Here is a 21911-nt window from a genome sequence, read left to right as displayed (position 1 = left end):
GAATTATACGTTAATTTAAATAAATAGAATTGAATAGACTACATCTCTTATCAAGAGTAGCTGAGGGACTGGCCCGATGAAGCTCGGCAACCTTTTATGTTACAGCATAGAAAGGTGCTAAATCCTGCAAAACATAACGTTTTGAAAGATGAGAGAGGACCTCTGTATATATACAAGCCTCTCTTTCTTTTAAAGAGAGGCTATTTAATTATCAGCAAGTTTACTATATTACAGGGGGTAACAAAATGAAAAAATTTGGAATTGTGTTATCAATTATTTTATTAGCTGGAGTACTAGCTGCTTGTGGTAATGACGCCTCTGGCAGCACCGACGCACTAAATGAGGATAAAATAGTGGTTGGTGTTACTGCTGGTCCGCATGAACAAATTGTAGAAGCTGCTGCTGATGTTGCTGCTGAAAACGGACTTGAGGTGGAACTAAAAGTATTCTCTGACTATGTCCTACCGAATACCGCATTATCTGAAGGCGACTTAGATGTGAACAGTTATCAGCATGAGCCATTCTTAGATCAATTTAATGAGGATCATGGGACAAGTTTAGTGCCGGTTGGTAAAACTATTTTAAACCCAATGGGTGTTTACTCTGAAACATATGAGAGCATCGATGATATTCCGAATGGTGCAACATTTGGCCTTCCAAATGACCCAACAAACGGTGGTCGCGCACTATTTATTTTGGAAGAAGCCGGGATTATTACGTTGGAAGAAGACAAGAAAGAGACAGCTTCCATTCATGATGTTGTAGATAATCCGAAAAACCTGGAATTCATTGAATTAGATGCAGCACAAATTCCAAATCAACTTAGCGAAGTCGATGCAGCTGCAATTAATACGAATTTCGCTTTAGGAGCAGGTATTAGTCCAAAAGAAGATTCAATTCTATTAGAATCCACCAATTCTCCATATATAAACTATATCGTTGTACGTGCTGAAAATGAAAATGACCCAGTCGTTAAAAAATTCGTTGAAGCATACCAATCTGATGAAGTGAAAGCATTTATTGAAGAAGAATTTCAAGGCTCTGTAATTCCAAGCTGGGATGAATAAGTAAATAAAAGCGGAAGCGCCCGGTTATCGACATACCGACTGTGCCCCGAACTTTGGGATGGTTCTGCCTGTCGAACATTCTTACGGAGGAGATTCACTCCAAAGTATAAGATGATCTATGACTTTCTCTTCTATGGGCGGAAGTCAAGTTCATCTAAAAGGAAACATGCCCCTTTAGGCGTATGCCGATGTTAGGCGTAGAAATAATTCAGCCAAATTTTATACTTCAGTATTTTAACAAAAGAATGTTGCGACTACTGGAGCAGCATTCTTTTTCGAAAGGAATGTAGGTTAGATGATCAAATTAGAAAACATCACGAAAGTTTTCCCATCTAAAAATGGGGACGTAACAGCTGTAAATAATGTTAACCTTCATGTTAAAAAAGGAGAAATCCACGGCGTAATTGGTTATAGTGGTGCGGGGAAAAGTACATTAATTAGGCTTGTCAATTTACTTGAAAAGCCTACGAACGGAAGTGTCTCAATCAACGGAACCGAATTGACCTCCCTGCCACCAGAAAAACTGCGAAAGACGCGGCAGAAGGTTGGAATGATTTTTCAGCACTTCAATCTATTAAAAACTGCAACAGTTTATGACAATATCGCAACTCCATTAAAACTTCTTGGCTATGATAAACAGGAAGTGAAGAAGCGTGTTGAAAAATACTTGAAGATTGTTGATTTAGCAGAAAAGCAAAACAGCTATCCTTCTCAACTATCTGGTGGGCAAAAGCAACGGGTCGCTATTGCTAGAGCATTATCACAAGAACCAGAAATACTTCTCAGTGATGAAGCAACAAGCGCTCTTGACCCAGAAACAACAAACTCGATTCTCGACTTGCTTCTAAAAATTAATGAAGATCTCGGAATAACGATTTTACTTATTACCCATGAAATGAATGTAATCCAAAAAATATGCGATTATGTGTACGTGCTTGAAAAAGGTGAAGTCATCGAACAGAGCTCAAGCATAGAACTGTTCACCAACCCACGTAAGCATACGACGAAGAAATTCTTAGATACCATTTCCCAACGTAAATTATCAGCATCACTTATTTCTCAATTGAAGCTGAATGGCACTGTTACAAGACTTACATTTATCGGTGAAAACACAGGACAGCCTCTACTTTCACAGGTAAGTCAAAAATTTAATGTGGAACCAAATATTCTAACGGCAAACATTATGGAACTAAAGAATGGCATCGTTGGAAACTTAGTCATTCACCTTGTTGGTGAACCAGAACAAATCAATGCATCCTTGCAATTCCTAAACGAACAAGGTGTCGCAACAGAAGAAGTGGAGGGAGAATAACATGGAAGCATTCATCCAAGAATGGCTGCCAATTATCGGGCAGTCTGTCATTGAGACTTTCCAGATGGTCATTATTTCATTGTTTTTTGCAATATTAATTGGAGTTCCATTAGGAATTCTCGTAGTCCTTACACGCCCTGGTCAAGCATTAGCAAATAGATTTATCTATCAGCTGCTCAACTTATTCATAAATGTTGTTCGTTCGATCCCATTTATTATTCTATTGTTCTTTATTTTACCATTCACAAAATTCCTAGTAGGAACAACGATTGGTGTACAAGGGGTAATTGTTCCGCTTGTTATCTACACAGCACCATATATAGCAAGGTTATTAGAAACATCCTTGTTGGAAGTAGATAACGGTATAATCGAAGCATACAAAGCGATGGGTATTAAAACAAGGCAAATTATTTGGAATGTGATGCTCCGTGAAGCACGCCCTTCCATTATTTTAGGATTAACAATTGCAACCGTCAGCCTAATCGGGGCTACTGCAATGGCTGGTCTTGTTGGTGCAGGTGGACTTGGGGATCTGGCATATCGATTCGGCCATTTACGATATGAAGTTGATGTTATGTATGCGACTGTCTTTATTCTTATTATTCTCGTTCAAGGAATTCAATCGCTTGGTAATAGACTCGCAGCACGTTTGAAAAAAGATTAGTATAGCAGGTTCAAAAGGTCCGGTGAGAATGATGCATCGAGAACAAGGAACTTCGACGCACAGGACGTCCTAATGTCGGTGTCGCAGCAAAGCTTTTCGATGGGCTAGTAATCACAGCCCCAGTACATTGCGACCTTAGCCGATTTCGGACCTTCTCATCCTCCTTTTTGAACACACACTACTTGGAGGTTTTTTGCATGTCAAATGATCTTTATATTGAAAAACATGGTGCGATTGCAACGATTACTATTAATCGCCCTGAAAAGAAGAACTGTTTTTCACTCGCTATGTTCCAAAAATTAGAAGTATTACTAGATGAACTCAAACAAGATAACGCCATAAATCTCCTCATTGTCCGTGGTGTTGATGAAACAGCTTTCTCTGCAGGCGCAGATATTACAGAATTTCTAGAAGTTCGTTTACATGCAGAAAAGGCAAAAGCGTATAATGACTTTGCACTAGGGGCAATTGAAAAGCTATATCGATTTCCAAGACCAACAATTGCCATGATTCAAACGCTGGCTATCGGCGGAGGTCTGGAGCTTGCTAATGCATGTGATTTCCGATTTGCAACGTCAGGGAGTAAGCTCGGGATTACTTCTGCAAACATCGGTATTGTGTATAATCTGACAAGTACAAAACGACTATTTAATTTAATTGGTCCTTCTAAAACAAAAGAATTGCTTTATACAGCAAAGCTGATCACCGCAGAAGAAGGTAAGGAAATTGGCTTAATTGACTATGTATGTGCTCCTGAGGAAATTGAGGAAGACGTTTCTAATTTCGCTAAACAAATCCTTAAGAAATCCCCAGTAGCAAACGCAGGTATTAAACAAGTCATTCAAGCTATTATAGATGGAGATAATACAGAAACCGATGCTATTTCAAATCTCATTCTGGAATCCTACAGCTCGGATGATTATGTGGAAGGCATACAAGCTTTCTTAGAGAAACGAAAACCAAACTTCTTATAAAGGTGTGACACGAATGACAACCGTACAGAAAAATGACTCATTTATCGAAAGCATCGTTTCATCCGAAGTATTCCCTTTTAGCGCAGAGGAATTAGAAGCAGCGGCTAAAGGTAAAATCGATACAGCTGCATTTGGTTACACCCGATCTGGTGCTGGTGGTGAAGAAACATTAAGAAAAAACATCGCTAGCTTTGAAAAGTATTCAATTGTTCCTAAATATTTAAACGATGTGTCTGTCGCTGATACGAGCATTGAACTATTTGGCCGTACTTACGCACATCCATTTCTGCTTGCACCTGTCGGAATGTTAAAAATAACACATGAGGATGCAGAGATCGCAGTAGCAAAGGCAGCTGCAAAATACCATGTGCCATATATTCAAAGTACGGTGTCCAGCTACTCCATTGAGGAAGTAGCTGCTGCATCTGCCAAAAGTCCAAAATGGTTCCAGCTCTATTGGTCCAATAACGAAAATATTTCGTACAGTATGGTAAAACGAGCGGAAGAAGCTGGTTATGAAGCAATTGTTTTGACGATTGATACATTTATGTTTGGCTGGCGGGAAGAAGATATGCGAAATCGTTTCTCTCCTCTAAGAGAAGGTTATGGAAAGGCAAATTACATTACGGATAACGTCTTCTTATCTACTCTGGCACATGATGATCACGACTCTGTGATTCAAGAGATATTGCAAAATATTTATCATCCTACACTCAATTGGAAACATGTAGCTGAGCTGAAAAAGCGTACATCCCTACCAATTTTATTGAAGGGTATCTTACACCCATCTGATGCAAGACTTGCAATCGAAAGTGGTGTCGACGGCATTATTGTTTCCAATCATGGTGGCCGTCAGCTGGATGGAGTTATTTCTAGTATTGATGCACTTCCAGCGGTTGCAAAAGAAGTAAGTGGAGAACTCCCTGTTTTACTTGATAGTGGAATTCGTCGCGGAGCAGATGTTGTCAAAGCTCTCGCACTAGGTGCTGATGCGGTATTATATGGAAGACCTTACGTATATGGGCTAGCAATCGCTGGACAAACCGGTGTCGAAAAAGTACTCGAAAACTTCATTCAAGAGACAAAAGTTTCACTCGCACTTTCTGGAGCAGCTAATGTGAAGCAAGCTCGTCATATACATGTTGTAAAAAACTAGCAACGATAGCATAACAATCTTAAGGAGTGGGCATCCAATGGAACAAGCATTAAAAGGCATGAAAGTGGTTGATCTATCTCAGGTTTTAGCAGGACCCTACTGTACGATGGTATTAGGTGACATGGGTGCCGATGTCATTAAAGTAGAGAAATATCCAATTGGCGATGATACACGCACAATGGGACCATATATCAATGAAGAAAGCTATATGTATATGATGGTCAACCGGAATAAAAGAGGCATGTGTGTCAACTTGAAAAATGAAGCAGGTTTACAAGTTTTATATGATCTTATCAAAGACGCGGATGTCTTTGTAGAAAACTATCGTCCAGGTGTAACAAAGAAGCTAGGCATTGATTATGACACGTTAAAAGAAATTAACCCAAATCTTATCTATTGCTCCATCTCTGGTTATGGACAAACCGGACCATACAGCAATAAGGGCGGATTTGATATTATGGCGCAAGGCCTTTCTGGTTTAATCGATATGACCGGCGAAAGGTCAGGAAACCCTGCTAAAGTTGGGATCGCCATTCATGATATTGCTGCAGCAGAAACAGCTATTCAATCGATACTTACTGCCTATATCCACCGACTAAAAGGGGGAAAAGGCCAGTATATCGACATTTCACTCGTCGACTCTGGACTAGCCTGGACGGTTTGGGAAGCTGCTGCTTACTTTGGTAAAGGTGAGGTTGCACGCCGGAACGGCACTGCACACCGTGTATCTGCACCTTATCAAGGCTTTAAGACGAAAGATGGCTTTATTCTAATCGGAGCAGGAAACCAAAAGTTATGGGAAAATTTATGTCGTCATGTTTTGAAAAAACCGGAATGGATAGAAGAACAACGTTTTTTAACAAACAGTATACGGGCAGAAAATGCAGCAGAACTTGAAGCGGTAATGGAACAAGTTCTAACAACTGAATCCAGTGACTACTGGCTCGATCTATTAGATACGCATGGAATTCCATCTGGCCCAATCTTATCCTATGATCAAACATTAAATAACGAACAGATTAAGTCACGTGACATGATTTTGGATTATGAACATCCGGTTGTCGGTTCCATGAAAACGCTTGGATTCCCAGCTAAATTTTCCGAAACACCTGGACAACTTGTGAAGCCTGCCCCACTCCTTGGACAGCATAATAAAGAAGTTTTAACAGAGCTTGGATATACACCTGAAGCTGTTGAGCAATTGACTGATGATGCTGTTCTGAATAACAGACCAAGCAAAGTAGAGGCTTAGATCGTAAATTTCAATAATTAGATCGTATTTTAGCTTGTATTCTTCCTGAATTGGACCGTATTTTTCCCAAATCGGATCGTATTCTCTCTAGATTGGACTTCCAGATTTCAACTTAAATCGGATACAAGTTCGTAAGTGAGCAATGTAAAGTCACGTCAATAGAGAAACCGGGCAACTCAGCCCGGTTTTACTATACCTTTTTAATTTTCCATATCTCCGTTGCATACTCCTGAATCGTCTGATCACTTGAGAATTTTCCCGAGTAAGCTATATTTGTAACACTCATATTCAACCACGTATTTCGATTCCGGTAAGCCCGTTCAATAAGCTCATGTGCCTCCAAGTACGGTTCAAAATCCTTAAGTACAAAATACGGATCATTGTGGTATAGAATATTGTAATAAATATCCTTAAATTCGATATTATGCACACCGAACTCCCCTTGATTCAACTGATCTAAAATTCGCTTGATTCGATCATCTGTATTATATAGATCTCGAGCATGATAGCCACCGTGCTGATAATAATCCAACACTTCATCCGCTGTCAGTCCAAAAATAAACATATTCTGATCACCGACTAAATCATGAATTTCAATGTTCGCTCCGTCCATTGTACCTAATGTCAGAGCCCCATTCATCATCATCTTCATGTTGCCCGTTCCAGATGCTTCTTTACTCGCGGTTGAAATCTGTTCACTAATGTCAGCAGCCGGAATAATCTTTTCTGCAAGGCTCACATTATAGTTCTCCAGGAAAATGACCTTTAATCGATCCCTTACATCCGGATCATAATTTACAATAGAAGCTACCGTATTAATTAATTTAATAACTTCCTTCGCTAAATGATAGCTTGGAGCTGCTTTAGCCCCAAAAATAAATGTTCGTGGTGTAATATTCTGGTTCGGATTATCCTTCAGCTCGTTATATAAATAAATCACATGAAAAATATTTAACAGCTGACGCTTATATTCATGCAGCCGTTTGATTTGCACATCGAAGATCGATCGCTCATCCACCGTGATTCCTAAATGCTGATGAATATAATTCGCTAACACTTTTTTATTCTCGTGCTTTACATGGTCGAATTTCTCCAACAAAGCATTATCATTCGAGTACTTTAACAAACTAATCAGCTGCTTTGGCCGCTTCACCCACTGCGGTCCAATTATGTCTGTTATCAAACTAGCAAGCTTTGGGTTCGCCTGCAATAACCAACGACGATGGGTAATTCCATTTGTCTTATTATTAAATTTCTCTGGATACAAGGTGTAAAAGTTTTTCATTTCTTTTTTCTTCAGGATTTCTGTATGAATTCGTGCTACTCCATTGACACTAAAGCTTCCAACAATTGCCAGTCTTGCCATATGGACGCGACCATGTGCAATTATCGCTAAATCGGGTATGGAATCCCTTAACTCCTCATGATCAAACCAGATGCCTTTACAAAACCTTTCGTTGATTTCATCAATAATCATATAAATTCTCGGTAAAAGATTTTGTATCATCTCCTCCGTCCACGTCTCTAAAGCCTCACTCAATGTAGTATGATTCGTATAAGCAATTACTTTCGTCGTTACTGCCCAAGCATTATCCCAACTAAAGCCTTCATCATCCATTAGAATCCGCATCAATTCTGGAATGGCCAAACTTGGATGTGTATCATTAATTTGAATAACTACTTTTTCTGCCAAACGACTAAGTGGTAAGTGATGATTTCGTTTAAAATGCTTTAAGATATTCTGAATACTTGAAGACACTAAAAAATATTGTTGCTTTAAACGCAGCTCTTTTCCCTCATAACTAGAATCATCAGGATATAAAAATCCTGATATTTGTTCAATGGAATGCTGATGATCAAGGTCATGATAATATTCCTTATTTTCTTCCAGCAAGCCATCCCCATTATTTTGATGAATTACTTCAGCACTCCACAAACGTAACGTATTTACTGTATCGTTCTTATAACCGACAATCGGAATATCATACGGAACTGCCATTACCTTATCTGTATTCCGGTATTCAAATTCAAGTGAGCCATCATTTTTCTTAAACATATGTACATCACCATGGAATTGAATAACGACTGCTTCTTCCTCATTTCTCGTTTCCCACGGATATGGATTTTTCAGCCAGTAATCCGGCAATTCAACCTGGTTGCCGTGGATAATACGCTGCTCAAATAACCCATAACGATAGCGAATCCCGTATCCATGACCAGGAAATTTTAACGATGCCAAGGAATCTAAGAAGCATGCTGCAAGACGTCCTAAACCACCATTTCCTAACGCAGCATCATGCTCTTCAGCAAAAACATCTTCTGGATCAAGACCAAGCTCTTGCAAAGCTTCCTTCGCTGTATCGAGCATGCCACAATTTAAAAGATTACTTGCAAGCATTCTGCCGATTAAAAATTCCATCGATAAATAATAGACTTCTTTATGCTTGCCATCCCGATAGCTTTTGCGAGTTTGAAACCACTGCTGTTTTATCTCTTCATTGGCAATCGATGCAAGCACATAATAGATGTCCTTGGATGTCGCTTCCTTCACTTCTCTTCCTTTATCGGAAATAAGCCTTCTTAAAATCTCCTGTTTCAATGTATCTACCGTTACGTGTGCCAAGGAAAAATTCCCCCTATCCGATAATTGATTCCGGTATAAGTTTTGTGTAAATTTCAGCATATTGCTGTGCTGAATTCTTCCAGCTGAATTGACTTTTATTTACGTTTTTCAATAGGCTCTGCCATTCAGTTGTATTTGCATATATTTTTATTGTGTAACGTAAAACATTTAATAGGTCGTGTGCATTATAATTCGCAAAGCTAAAACCGTTTCCCTCGCCCGTCAACTCATTATAAGATATGACTGTGTCTTTTAATCCGCCAGTCTCTCGAACAACCGGAACCGTCTTATACTGCAAAGCAATCAACTGAGATAACCCACACGGTTCAAATTTGGATGGCATCAAAAAGAAATCCGCGCTTGCATAAAGCCTTCGAGCAAGCCCTTCATCAAACGATAGAATCGCTTGTGCTTTATCCGGGTAACGACTCGCTAAATCCGCAAAGTAGTTTTCAAATTCAGGGTCTCCAGTTCCTAGTATGATAAACTGAACATCTTCCTCAAGAAATTCATCTAAAATATGCTGGACAAGATAAAGACCCTTCTGTTCTACTAGTCTCGTTATAATAATATACAATGGGGTTCCTTCTTTATAAGGAAGGTTGATTTCTTCATGGAGTTTGATTCGATTTTGTCTTTTCTTCAATCGTGCTGTTCGATAATTTACAAATAGATTTGGATCAGATGATGGATTATATTCCTTTGTATCAATTCCATTGAGTACACCAAGAAGGTCATCTGACCTCTCTTGCAGCATACCGTGTATCCCTTCACCATAATAAGGGTTCTTAATTTCCTCTGCATAGGTTGGACTCACAGTCGTAATTTTATCCGCATGGAATAAGGCACTTTTAAGACAATTGAACATTCCATCCCATTCCATCCCAGCAATATGTTCTTTCCCAAGATTGAAGAAATCATCAAATATATGTAGTGGCATAACACCTTGATATTTGAGATTGTGAATCGTAAAGATTGTCTTCATCTCTTCAATCGGCTTCATAATGTTCGCAAGTGCCACCGTTATTCCAGCTTGCCAATCATGCGCATGAAGCACTTGGGGACGATAATCAAGATGCCTTAATGATTCCATAACAGCATGACTGAAGAACACAAAACGTTCCCCATCATCGTAATAGCCGTAAATCCCTTTCCTCGTAAAATAATAGTCATTAGCAATAAAATAGTACGTAATTTGATCATGTACGAGCATAAATAATTGTGCTTCTTGTTTCCGCCAGCCTAATTGCACGTCAAAGGCCGTGAGATATTCCATTTGATTTTTCCATACATCATCGATTTCATCGTACAATGGTAATATTACGCGGACTTCCAGCTTTTCCTCTTTCTGCAGTGCTTGTGGAAGTGATCCTACTACATCCGCTAACCCACCTGTTTTAATAAATGGGGTGCATTCAGATGCAACAAATAACATATTGCTCATGTCTTCTCACCTTCCTTTTATTTTTAAAAAATTCATTACGAAAAAATTGCCCTCTCTCCTACAACAATAAATCCGATATCTGCAGGGCATATGAATTGTCCTGTAGATATCGTCACTAGCGGCGCTTCCGCTTTTGTCTATTAAATAACCTGTCTTTTGGCAACTACATATGGCTTTTCTTTTGAGCCGATTATTTTCTGGCCTTTGGTTACATGGACATCCTTATCAAGAATGACATTCTCCAGATGAACACCTTCTTCAATGGTGCAGCGTTGCATAATAATGGAGTTTTTCACAGTAGCTCCTGTCTGAATGGAAACGTCACGAAATAGAATACTTTCCTCCACTCTTCCATCAACTACACATCCGTTGGCTAACAAGGAATGTTTTACCTCCGAGCCTTTACGATATTTTACTGGTGGATTGCTGGATATTTTTGTTCGAATGAAATGGTTGCTTAAAAATAAATCATGATAACTATCCGCATCTAGTAAGTTCATATTTTGCCTGAAATAACTTTCAATTGAATTAATAAATGCACTGTACCCTGTGTGTTCAAATCGTTGTACCTTTAAGTCAGCAAGCTTATCCTTAACACCGCATATAAAAAAGTTATCTTTATGATAAGCAATACATTCATCTACTAATCTCATTAATAGATTCTTGTTTATAATATAGACGCCTGTAAATAACTCTGCATTTGTTTGATCGTTTGTAATCTCGGTTACCCACCCATTTTCATCTGCTTCAATGCGGAAATAAGGGTAGTGCTCAGGAAATAGTTCTTTGACATTTGTCGAAATTAATGTTATATCTGCCTCTTGTTCCAAATGGTACGTAAATGCATCTTTATAGTCGGAATTTGATACAAATTGACTGCCGCTGATTAATACATATTCAGATTGGCTTCGATGGAAATAATCACGGTTATTATGAAAAAAACGCAAATCGCCTTGTGATCTATCGGAAGGATCATTCCAATCTGGCGGAAGAATAAACAATCCTCCGTTCCTTCGATCTAAATCCCAATTTTCCCCAGTTCCTAAATGGTCTAATAAAGAGCGGTATTTGTTGCGAGCAAAAATTGCAACCTCATTAATATTCGAATTCACCATATTGGATAATGTAAAATCAATCATTCGATAGCGCCCACCGAAAGGAATCGATGCACTATTGCGAAAATATGTCAGCTCATTAAACACATGGTATTCATGGTCTAAATTGATTAGTCCCATCATTTTTTTCATTTACTTTCTCCCCCGGCTGGTGTCAGCATGCCACCTAAAGTTTCCTGGTTAATAACAAATGGTTCTTGAAATTCATCTATTTCAATTGTTGTTCCTGCTGGAATTACCGTATTTTCCATAATAATGACACGATTCAACCTGCAATTTTCACCAATTCTCACTCCCGGATGGATAATCGATTGACGGACAGTGCTCGTTTGCTCCACTCGTACATTTTCAAACAAAATGGAGTTTTCAATAGTCCCATGTATAAAGCAACCAGAATTAATGAGCGAATTGTTTACAGTTGTCGTTTGGCTTATATATTGTGGAGGCAAATTCGAATCATGGGTGTAAATTCTCCACGCTTTATGATTGGAAATAAGGCCAAGATTTTCATCAAGCAGGTCCATATTTGCTTCCCAATAGCTTTGTATTGTTCCTACATCCTTCCAGTAGCCATGGAATCGATATGCAAATAGGCGCTGCGTATCATCAAGCATAGCAGGAATAATATCCTTGCCAAAGTCATGGCTGGATGCTTTATTTTGTGCATCCTCAAGTAAGTAGGCCTTCAATTTATTCCAAGTAAATATATAAATCCCCATCGACGCTAGATTACTCTGTGGATTCTTTGGCTTTTCTTCAAATTCAAAAATCCTTAGATTATCCGATGCATTTAAAATCCCAAAACGTGATGCATCGTCCCATGGAACCTCAATAACAGAAATGGTCGCATCTGCATTTGTTTCCTTATGCTGTTCAAGCATTTTCTGGTAATCCATTTGATAAATATGATCACCGGATATAACAAGTACATACTCCGGATTAAATTGATTAATAAAATGCATATTTTGATAGATTGCATCCGCAGTTCCTGAATACCAGTCACCACCTGTTTTCGCTGTATATGGAGAAAGCACGGTTACGCCACTTTGTTTATCCATATCCCACGGTTTCCCATTCCCAATATGCTTATTCAGCTCGAGTGGCGAATACTGTGTTAGCACGCCTAAGGTTGAAATGCCTGAATTGGTACAATTACTTAAGGTGAAATCAATGATTCGATATTTCCCACCAAAAGGGACAGCAGGTTTAGCAAGATGATGCGTTAATTCCCCTAAACGTTTTCCTTCCCCTCCAGCTAATAACATACCAACACATTCCTTCATTACAACGCCTCCTCGACATCTTTTTTATATTTGAATATTGCGATAGCTAATGGCGGAATTTTTATCTTAATATGCTGTGGTAATCCATGCCACTTTTCTTGGAAACTAAAATGATTATTACTATTTAGCTGATTAGAACCGCCAAACTTCTCTTGATCAGAATTAAACACTTCCTGATAGGTTCCTGGAATTGGAACACCAATTTTATAGTCATAGCGAATTTCAGGCGTAAAATTGCAAACGATAATTAGTTCTTGATCTTGTTTCTTCCCCCTGCGTCTAAAAGCAATAATGCTTTGATCTATGTTATGTGGATCAATCCATTCAAATCCAGCTGGATCATGATCCAGATCATAAAGCTCAGGGTTGCTTGTATAAAACAGGTTTAATGCTTTTACATATTGGAAAATCCCTTGATGGAATGGATAATCTAATAAATGCCAGTCTAGTTCTTCTTTGTCCTTCCATTCCGCATATTGGGCTAACTCTCCTCCCATAAAGAGAAGTTTCTTTCCTGGATGGGTCATCATATAACCATATAACAGCCTCAAGTTTGCAAATTGCTGCCACATATCTCCTGGCATTTTATCCAATAATGATTTCTTCCCATGCACAACCTCATCGTGTGAAAGAGGTAATAGGAAGTTCTCCGAATGTGTGTACATAAAAGAAAAGGTAAGCAAGTTATGATGCCATTTCCGATGAATCGGAACCTTTTTCATAAAAGTCAGCATGTCATTCATCCAACCCATATTCCACTTAAAGTTAAAACCGAGCCCACCTGAATAGGTTGGGGATGTAACGAGAGGCAAGTCCGAACTGTCTTCAGCCATCATGAGTGTTTGTGGCTCATAGGAAAAAATAACTTCATTCAGTTTACGAATAAAGGCATAAGCTTCTAAGTTCTCTTCTCCTCCATACGAATTTTTTATTCTTTCCTCTCCATCCTGTCGGTCAAAATTTAAATACAGCATACTTGCAACAGCATCAACACGAATACCATCAATATGATATTCCTGTAACCAAAATAATGCATTGGAAACGAGAAAACTTTGAACCTCCGGCCTTCCAAAGTCGAATGCTAATGTTCCCCAGGTTCTTTTATCAGCCTTCAATGGATCCGCGTACTCGTATAACGGTTCTCCATCAAACCGCCGTAAAGCAAAATCATCCTTACAGAAATGCCCCGGAACCCAATCCATAATTACGCCAATCTGATTTTGATGACATTGATCCACGAAGTGTTTAAATTCATGACGGGGTCCATAACGTGAAGTAACCGCATAATAGCCTGTAATTTGATAGCCCCAAGACAAATCGAATGGATGCTCTGCAAGTGGTAATAATTCAATATGGGTATAGCCCATCGACTTCACGTAGGGAATCAATTCCTCCGCTAGCTCTATGTACGTATAAAACTCACCAGAATCTTGCTTTTTCCACGAACCAAGATGAACTTCATATATCGAAATAGGTGATGAATAAGCATCAAAGGATTTCTTACTTTGCTTCCAAGCATGATCATTCCATGTATACGTAGAATCTTTTTTTGGAGTTAATGAAGCTGTATTTGGTCGAAGCTCTGATTGAAATGCATAGGGATCTGATTTTAACAAGATTTGATTTTCTGGAGTAATAATTTCATATTTATAAGGTAAGCTGCCTGTAACGTCCGTAAAAAAGCCCGCCCAAACCCCTTGCTCCGTCAGTCGCTCCAATGGATGGCTTTTTCCATCCCATTGATTAAAGTCACCAACGATATTAATTTGTTTCGCATTTGGTGCCCATACGGCAAAACGGTATCCCTTTACTCCTTCCCATTCGATGAAATGGCAGCCCATCATTTTGTAACTTTCATAGTTGGTTCCTTGGTGGAATAAATAGATATCCTGTTCTGAAATATTGTAGTTCAAAAAAGGGCCTCCTTCTTAGGCAACTTGGTATTCACATGTCTCATGATAAACCAGTTTTTTCTAACAATAATCATCATTATAGATACAATCCTATGATATTTCAAGATAGTTATCAGAAAATTCCTTCGACACTTTCCTAATAAAAATGTCACATCCTGTCGAAGTATCTTGAATATGTCTGCCTACGTATGTTTATGTATAATTGTGGTAAAGTTAGTAAAGAATTCTTTAGAATTACAGTGCAAAAGCTGGAGCAATCGGTTTATTCATATTAAATATTTATATTATTTTATTGACAAGCGAGAAATTCCCGAAAAAGTGGATATAACATATACTAAAAGAAGTGAAATGCATTGGAAGAGGAGATGCTTTTTGTGGAAAAACAAGTTGCTTGGATTGATAACATTCGAACGCTGACTTACAGCGATCATCATATACAATCATTAATTAATACCGACAACAAGTTGCCTTACTTGTTTTGGAAGGCGGAAAATAAAGTTTTACCAATAAAGCAAATCAAAAATATTAATGATACTACTGTAGAATTAGAGGTTGCTGAGGAAATTCCCCTTGGTGAGGACCTATTTCTTCATTGTGGTGACACAGAGATACCTGTCTATCCCCGAGGGATTGTACGAACAGACTGGTTTGACAAGCGTTATGCTGCCATTGATCAATCATTAGGAGCAATTTGCAGTCCAAACGCCACTATATTTTCTGTCTGGGCTCCTACCGCTACTTCAGTCAAAGTCATTTTAAATGAAAACAGCTATCTATTAAACAAGCTTGAAAAAGGGGTTTGGAAGCTGGAACTAAAAGGTAACTGGCATGGTCAATCATACGAATATGAAGTAACTGTAAATGGGAGTAATAAGCGAGTCAATGATCCATATGCCAAAGCATTGCTTGCCAATAGTCAAAAAGCAGTTGTCGTCGACTTTACAAGAACAGAACAATTCAGTATAAATCAAAAGCGCCCATTTATCCAACAGTTACAAGATGCGATTATTTATGAGCTACATGTTAGAGATGCAACCATCGATCAAGAAAGTGGTGTTCAAAATCGAGGAAAATTTTTAGGCTTAGCCGAAACAGGAACAACTACGAAAAATGGATTTTCTACGGGGCTATCCTATCTAAAAGAGTTAGGTTGTACGCATGTACAGCTATTACCCATTAATGATTTCGCACGTGTTGATGAGTTTCATCCAAATGATGCATATAATTGGGGATATGACCCCCTGTTTTTCCAAACGCCTGAGGGAAGTTATTCCGTATTGCCTGACAGACCAATCGCACGAATTAATGAACTAAAAGCAATGATTCAAGCATTCCACAAGGAAGGAATCGCTGTTATTCTAGATGTCGTATTTAACCATGTTTTTGTCATGGAAGAGTCGCCATTTGAACAGCTTGTTCCTGGCTACTACTTCCGCTATCATCCAGACGGAACCTTAAGTAATGGAACTGGAGTGGGAAATGATATCGCCTCGGAAAGAAGAATGGTACGTAAGTTTATCTTGGATACAATTGATTTCATGCTTTCAGAATATCACGTGGACGGCTTTCGCTTTGATCTAATGGGAGCAATGGATATAGAGACAATGCAACAAATTGAAAAACGATGTCAGAAAGATGAAGCTCCAATTATGCTACTCGGTGAAGGATGGGATTTGCCAACCGCACTTGATAGCAGCTTAAAAGCAACAAGTTATAATGCAAGCCAATTAAGCGAGATTCGTTTTTTCAATGATTATTTCCGAGATTCAATGAAAGGAAACTTATTCGAACAGCAAGATACTGGCTATATCAATGGTGCTGGGCGTTTCTTAGAGAGAATGCCTCATTTGCTCTCCGGTGCTGCATTAGATCCAAACAATCATGCTTCTATAAATGTTAACCAAACTATTAACTATGTAGAATGCCATGATAACCATACACTATGGGACCGCTTATGTTTAACACATCCAGACCTTCATGATCATGACCGTAAAAAAATGCATCAATTGGCTACAGGCATTACACTATTAAGTCAAGGCGTTCCATTTCTACATGCAGGTCAAGAATGGTTTCGCAGTAAACAAGGGGACGAAAATAGTTACCTTTCTGGTGATTCGATTAATATGCTGGATTGGAAGAAAAGAGAGCAGGAAAAGGAAAACATTGCATTTGTGAAGGCTTTGATAGCTTTAAGAAAAAAATATACTGTTTTTCGAATGACTTCACAAAAAGAAATTCAGCAACGATTCCATGTGCTTGAAACGCCATACCCTGTTTTTGGCTTCACCTTATTAGGAGATACGGATGACTTCTCTATTTATATTAATCCAACGAAGGAAGAATTCGACCTCCATCTTCCCTCTTCTGGAAAATGGAAAAGAGCGGTATCCAATAGCGTTTCTGAAAAGGAAGACATCATTGGCGAATTTACAGGTATCCATGCTTATGAAATTATTGTTTTTCAAAAGACACGAAATAGAGCAACAAATGAAGTAGCAGTTGTATTACCTGGCAATTAATGTTTTCAAGCTTATTTTTCCAAGACATTGAGGCTGAGACAAAAGTGTTTTTATGAAATAAAAACCGAACATGATTGGTGCAAATAACTCGCTCTGGAAATATACTTCGCGCATCCAGAGGCGGCTGGAGTCTACGTATATTTCCTACACCAAGCTTATGCATCGTTCGTCTTTAACATTTTTTGTTATGTCTCAGCTTCTTTCTAAATTTGAATTAGAAAGGAAGGCCAATCTATGATTCCGTTAAACATACTCGATTATGCACTTATTGATGAAGGTACAAATGCAAATGAAGCATTAAAACATACAACAGAGCTCGCACAACTTGCAGATAACCTCGGCTATAAGCGTTACTTAGTACCAGAGCAGCATCAGGCACTCTCCATCGCTAGCAGTGTACCAGAAATGCTTATGATGCACTTAGCAACCTCTACTACTAACATTCGAATTGGTGCTGCTGGAGTGATGCTTCCACATTATAGTCCGTACAAAATCGCAGAAACATTTCGAACACTCGAAGCAGTTCATCCAGGGAGAATTGATCTCGGGATTGGCAATAGCTCTGGTGGCAGACTTGTAAACCATGCCTTGAATGAGGAGAAAGATGAACGTCTAACCTATGAGCAACAAGTAATAGATATACAAAAATACTTAACCGATGATTCTGATCCTGAACATCGTTTTCACCAATTAGTTGCAACTCCAGTTACCGATACCTTACCTGAAATTTGGATGCTCGGATCTGGCGGCAAAAGTACGAAAATCGCCACAGAACAAGGTACAGCTTATACCTATGCCCATTTTTTCAAGCCCTCAGAGGTCGGTAAGGAGATTATTTCTACCTATCGTAAGAACTTTAAACCTTCTCCCTTTCATGAAAAGCCAACTGTTTCTATTGCTGTTTTTACCATTATTGGTGAAACAAAAGAGGAAGCTCAAAGCTTTGCAGGAGCTTTTGAACTTTGGATGGCATCGCTTGAAACTGCAAAGAACCCACCCTACTTCCCCTCGGTTCAAACAGCACAAAAGCGACGTTATAGCTCTTTTGAAAAACAAAAGATCACTCAGATACGGAAAGGAGCGATTGTCGGAAATGCCCATCATGTCAAAGAAGAAATTTTGAAATTAGCGGAATTTTATCAAGCAGACGAGGTCACAATTGTTCCAAACCTTCCAGGAGCTGCAAATCGAAAGAAGGCAATTCAATTATTAGCAAAGGCATTTGGGCTTTAATTAGCTGCTTGCAAACAGAAGGTGGGCGATTTCTCCTAATCGCCCACCTTCAAATACATTTTAATCAATTATTTTTTAAATCGCTTCTTAATAAATAACCAAACCAATACAATGAATAGAACTGCGAGTACTGCATAAACAATATTGGAATAGATATCCATATAACCAACAATTGTTTCCCAAGAATCGCCAACTGCAGCACCAATATTAACGAGAACAACATTCCAAATAAATGTCCCTACCGTAGTTAATGCTAGAAACACCCAAAAGTTCATACGAGCCATTCCTGCAGGCAGAGAAATTAAACTTCTAATTAAAGGGATAAAGCGGCAGAAGAATACCGTCCATACACCATACTTCTCAAACCAAGCGTTTGCTTTATGAATATCCTCTCGGGTAAGTCTGAGAATATGTCCCCACCTGTCCACTATTTTTTCAATTCGATCCACGTTAATGACAAATCCTACTCCATAAAGAACAATCGCTCCTACAACGGAACCAATAGTAGCTGCAATTACTACTCCTAGAATGGTTAAATTCGAATGGGTCGTCATAAATCCGCCAAATGTTAAAATTACCTCAGATGGAATTGGAGGAAAAAGATTCTCTACCATAATTAATAAAAAAATTCCGATGTAGCCAAATTGCTCCATTATACTTGTAATCCAGTTTTCCATTACTTTATTCTCCTATACATCAATATGCTCCTTGCCAGCTAGTTAATAGATTAGCTGAGCGTAATTGTAATTTGATAATCTGCAAATATACTTGCTATAAGACTGCGTACTTAACGCGAATCCAGCATTTTTTGCTTAACTCCAAATCTGCAGTAACTATAATTATATCTTAATGATGAAGCATGTAAATATTAAAAATGTGTTAATTTTGTAGAATAAGTAAGGATTTACATAGGAGCGTAAAAAAGTAGCCATAGTAAAAGATCGACAATCATGAGCTTTCCCTATGGCTTCCTAGCACTAAGTTTTTAACCTTTTCTTCGTTCAACTAAATTAATCCCTACCCCCATACAAATGACTCCAATTAAAAGCATTAGAACTAATGGTAAAGCAATCTCATTCCAGCCTTCATGATAAAATGCAACATTTATCATCGCTTCCATCGCATGTGTTAACGGGAATAAATCAGCGATAAACAAAAGAACCGCATTACTTATTGTTCCTGGTGGCATATAAACCCCACTGATAACTGGAATAATCGGTACAACAGAAGGATAGATCATATAGAACTGCTCTGGTGTCTTCACAAACCCAGTTATTAACATCGCCATACTAACAATACTCAGTGCATAAATTGCAGCTATTACAAGGAGTATAAAGAAATTATTACCTAAATCATAATTCATCACATACTGAAAAATAACAAGCACAACAGCGATTTGAACAAAACCGATTACGAAACTATAGAGCAGGTGTCCCGTATACATTCCTGTCTTGCTCACAGGTGATAAAATCATTCGATTCCAAACCCCACTCACCTTATCTGACAAGACACCGTTCACTTTAAACCCAATTGTGAACATAGCCATAAAAAGCGTAAATCCAAATAGTAACTGAATTCCCATATCATAATTGGATACTTCTCCACCATTCAGTGATTCGGTTTGAATTTGGAATGGCGGATTTTCCAAATAACTCTCCACATCATTTCGAATCTGGTCTATACCCTGTGAACCTGCTGCTGCTTCAATTTGTGCTTCCTCTACAAATACCTTTTGAACGTATTGATCAATCAGTGGTAAGGTCGGGATATCATAGGCTGTAATGAATCGATAATCATGTTCCTTTAAGTTAATTGCTATGTCCCTTCTTCCTTCTGCTACATCTGTACGTGCAGTTTCTTCATCTGCTATCACAAAGTTAAATGACTCATTACGATTTAGTAACGGCTCCCATTTATCCATGATTTCACTAGAATTCGTTTCACTACTAAATATCGCTACGGTCGTTTGTGGCACCATATTACTACTCGTAAAAATAAGTGTTAATGCAATGCTTCCTACCAGAAAAAGAATAACCATCAATGGCTTGCGTTTATCCTTCCTCCATTGAGACTTAAATACTGGGAACATTATGCTCTCCCCCTTCTAGGAAATAGAACTATTCCAATGAGAAGACAGCCAACAAAAAATACAAATAACTTAACCATTGGAATAATTAAAGTCTGAAAATCGCCAAACTGTGTCCACTGCATAAAGACAGACAAGCTTAGCCCATTCGGTGTCCATTCACCTATTTTTTGCAGCCATTCTGGTAACCCTTGAGTTGGAAAAAAGTTCCCTCCAACTGCTGCAAACAGCATGATGACTAAATTAAATGCTCCATTGGCCGCATCTGTATTGTTTATAATTAATGTAATTGTTGTAAACACTGCGGATAGTCCAGCTACTGCTAAAGAGAAGCACGTAATAATGATGATTGCCCCAAACCAAAATGCCATTGCTTTTCCTTCAAACACATCAAGCAGCAAATGACTAACTGTAAACACAATCATTAACTGTAGCCACACGAAGCAAAAGGTAGAAATTGTCTTTCCCATTAAAAAGGAAATCGGGTTACTGTTCGTTAAAATAATCCGATTAAATACACGTTCTCTTTTTTCCGTGGTAGTCTTCATTGCAACGGTTGAGGCTATAAATAGCGCAAACAAAAAACTCATTGCAACTGTAAAATACTGCGAAATACCAAACGACTCGACTCCTTCAATAACTTCCCTTCCTCCTTGGGGTAATATCGGATCCTGTAATTCCCCATCCGTTACACCTTGAAGGGCAAATTGAAAGTTAAGCGTATCGAGATAATTCGAGATGATGTTGTGAATTGTATCCGACTCGGTAGATTGCTCTTCGATTTGGATGGTTAGAGCGTTTTCTGCAGGCTGATCAAGCATAAGCTGGCTAAGAACATCATACGTAAAACCATCTGGAATCTTAACGAACGCATCTAAGTCCCCATTCGCTACTTTTTCCTTTGCATCTACCTCACTTAATTCCCTTGTCGTAATCCATCCACTTAATTCTGGATCACTAAAAAAGGAAGTCATTAAACCGCCGGGTGAAATCGATGATGCCTGTGCTATCATCGCTTCCTTTTCTTCTTCCGATAAATCCATTCCTAAAACTGTTTCCGTAAACTGCTCAAATCCAAGAGACTCATCGTCCTCTAAAACGATTCCTAAGTCAATATCCAACCCTTCTGCATCCTCACCAAACAAATCAGAGAAGGCAAAATTCAAAACAACAATCAATAAAATTGGTGCTAGCAAAGAAATGAGCACTTCTTTACGATCTCTCCAAAAGACAAGTAAATCTTTTCTTAAAAATGAACGCATCCTCCGTT

The 21911-nt window shown here is 38.6% G+C and carries 16 protein-coding genes and 1 riboswitch; of the genes, 8 read left to right on the top strand and 8 right to left on the bottom strand.

Annotated elements, in window-relative coordinates:
* The first annotated feature begins 44 nt into the window (after window positions 1–44).
* Window positions 45–155: riboswitch (SAM riboswitch) on the top strand.
* A gap of 90 nt (window positions 156–245) precedes the next feature.
* The 6 genes from MHH64_RS04655 (at window position 246) to MHH64_RS04630 (ending at window position 6425) form a co-directional block, all read left to right on the top strand.
* On the top strand, window positions 246–1067 hold the full coding sequence (locus MHH64_RS04655; RefSeq protein WP_095311978.1) for a MetQ/NlpA family ABC transporter substrate-binding protein: 822 nt from the start codon (window positions 246–248) through the stop codon (window positions 1065–1067).
* A 295-nt stretch (window positions 1068–1362) separates the two neighbouring features.
* Window positions 1363–2379, top strand: a complete 1017-nt coding sequence (locus MHH64_RS04650) for an ATP-binding cassette domain-containing protein (RefSeq protein ID WP_095311976.1) — start codon at window positions 1363–1365, stop codon at window positions 2377–2379.
* Window position 2380: 1 nt separating this feature from the next.
* Window positions 2381–3043 (top strand): methionine ABC transporter permease, encoded by a 663-nt coding sequence (locus MHH64_RS04645; protein WP_095311974.1) that lies wholly within the window; start codon window positions 2381–2383, stop codon window positions 3041–3043.
* Window positions 3044–3240: 197 nt separating this feature from the next.
* Window positions 3241–4017 (top strand): enoyl-CoA hydratase-related protein, encoded by a 777-nt coding sequence (locus MHH64_RS04640; protein ID WP_340002761.1) that lies wholly within the window; start codon window positions 3241–3243, stop codon window positions 4015–4017.
* Between the two features lie 13 nt (window positions 4018–4030).
* The gene (locus MHH64_RS04635; protein ID WP_303448264.1) at window positions 4031–5173 is read left to right on the top strand and encodes an alpha-hydroxy-acid oxidizing protein; all 1143 of its coding nucleotides are present in this window, start codon (window positions 4031–4033) and stop codon (window positions 5171–5173) included.
* Window positions 5174–5210: 37 nt separating this feature from the next.
* Complete coding sequence (locus MHH64_RS04630; protein WP_095311968.1) at window positions 5211–6425, top strand: CoA transferase; 1215 nt, start codon at window positions 5211–5213, stop codon at window positions 6423–6425.
* A gap of 190 nt (window positions 6426–6615) precedes the next feature.
* On the opposite strand, the gene MHH64_RS04625 is transcribed toward MHH64_RS04630, so the two are convergent.
* From MHH64_RS04625 to glgB, 5 genes are all read right to left on the bottom strand, one after another.
* On the bottom strand, window positions 6616–9048 hold the full coding sequence (locus MHH64_RS04625; protein WP_240033768.1) for a glycogen/starch/alpha-glucan phosphorylase: 2433 nt from the start codon (window positions 9046–9048) through the stop codon (window positions 6616–6618).
* Window positions 9049–9061: 13 nt separating this feature from the next.
* Entirely contained in the window at window positions 9062–10492 is a 1431-nt protein-coding gene (glgA, locus tag MHH64_RS04620) for a glycogen synthase GlgA (RefSeq protein WP_095311964.1), read from the bottom strand.
* Between the two features lie 140 nt (window positions 10493–10632).
* Window positions 10633–11739: a glucose-1-phosphate adenylyltransferase subunit GlgD gene (gene glgD, locus MHH64_RS04615; protein WP_095311961.1), complete on the bottom strand. Its 1107-nt coding sequence runs from the start codon at window positions 11737–11739 to the stop codon at window positions 10633–10635.
* Window positions 11736–12890: a glucose-1-phosphate adenylyltransferase gene (locus tag MHH64_RS04610; protein ID WP_340002760.1), complete on the bottom strand. Its 1155-nt coding sequence runs from the start codon at window positions 12888–12890 to the stop codon at window positions 11736–11738. The genes glgD and MHH64_RS04610 overlap by 4 nt, the downstream gene beginning before the upstream one ends.
* Window positions 12890–14803: a 1,4-alpha-glucan branching protein GlgB gene (glgB, locus tag MHH64_RS04605; protein WP_340002759.1), complete on the bottom strand. Its 1914-nt coding sequence runs from the start codon at window positions 14801–14803 to the stop codon at window positions 12890–12892. Before glgB ends, MHH64_RS04610 begins: the two co-directional genes overlap by 1 nt.
* A gap of 374 nt (window positions 14804–15177) precedes the next feature.
* Between glgB and pulA the strand changes: the two genes are divergently transcribed.
* Window positions 15178–17322 carry a type I pullulanase gene (gene pulA / locus MHH64_RS04600; protein WP_340002758.1) on the top strand — a complete coding sequence of 715 codons (2145 nt, stop codon included), beginning with the start codon at window positions 15178–15180 and terminating at the stop codon, window positions 17320–17322.
* A gap of 234 nt (window positions 17323–17556) precedes the next feature.
* Window positions 17557–18555 (top strand): LLM class flavin-dependent oxidoreductase, encoded by a 999-nt coding sequence (locus MHH64_RS04595; RefSeq protein WP_118889266.1) that lies wholly within the window; start codon window positions 17557–17559, stop codon window positions 18553–18555.
* A 68-nt stretch (window positions 18556–18623) separates the two neighbouring features.
* Here the strand turns inward: MHH64_RS04595 and MHH64_RS04590 are convergent, their stop codons facing one another.
* From MHH64_RS04590 to MHH64_RS04580, 3 genes are all read right to left on the bottom strand, one after another.
* Window positions 18624–19232, bottom strand: a complete 609-nt coding sequence (locus tag MHH64_RS04590) for a DedA family protein (RefSeq protein WP_118889267.1) — start codon at window positions 19230–19232, stop codon at window positions 18624–18626.
* A gap of 308 nt (window positions 19233–19540) precedes the next feature.
* On the bottom strand, window positions 19541–20644 hold the full coding sequence (locus MHH64_RS04585) for an ABC transporter permease (protein WP_118889268.1): 1104 nt from the start codon (window positions 20642–20644) through the stop codon (window positions 19541–19543).
* Window positions 20644–21903 carry an ABC transporter permease gene (locus MHH64_RS04580; protein WP_118889269.1) on the bottom strand — a complete coding sequence of 420 codons (1260 nt, stop codon included), beginning with the start codon at window positions 21901–21903 and terminating at the stop codon, window positions 20644–20646. The genes MHH64_RS04585 and MHH64_RS04580 overlap by 1 nt, the downstream gene beginning before the upstream one ends.
* Between the last annotated feature and the right edge of the window lie 8 nt (window positions 21904–21911).

This window comes from Oceanobacillus sp. FSL K6-0127, from assembly GCF_037983385.1.
Lineage (GTDB): Bacteria > Bacillota > Bacilli > Bacillales > Amphibacillaceae > Oceanobacillus > Oceanobacillus profundus.
This window is presented reverse-complemented; position numbering and strand designations above follow the sequence as displayed.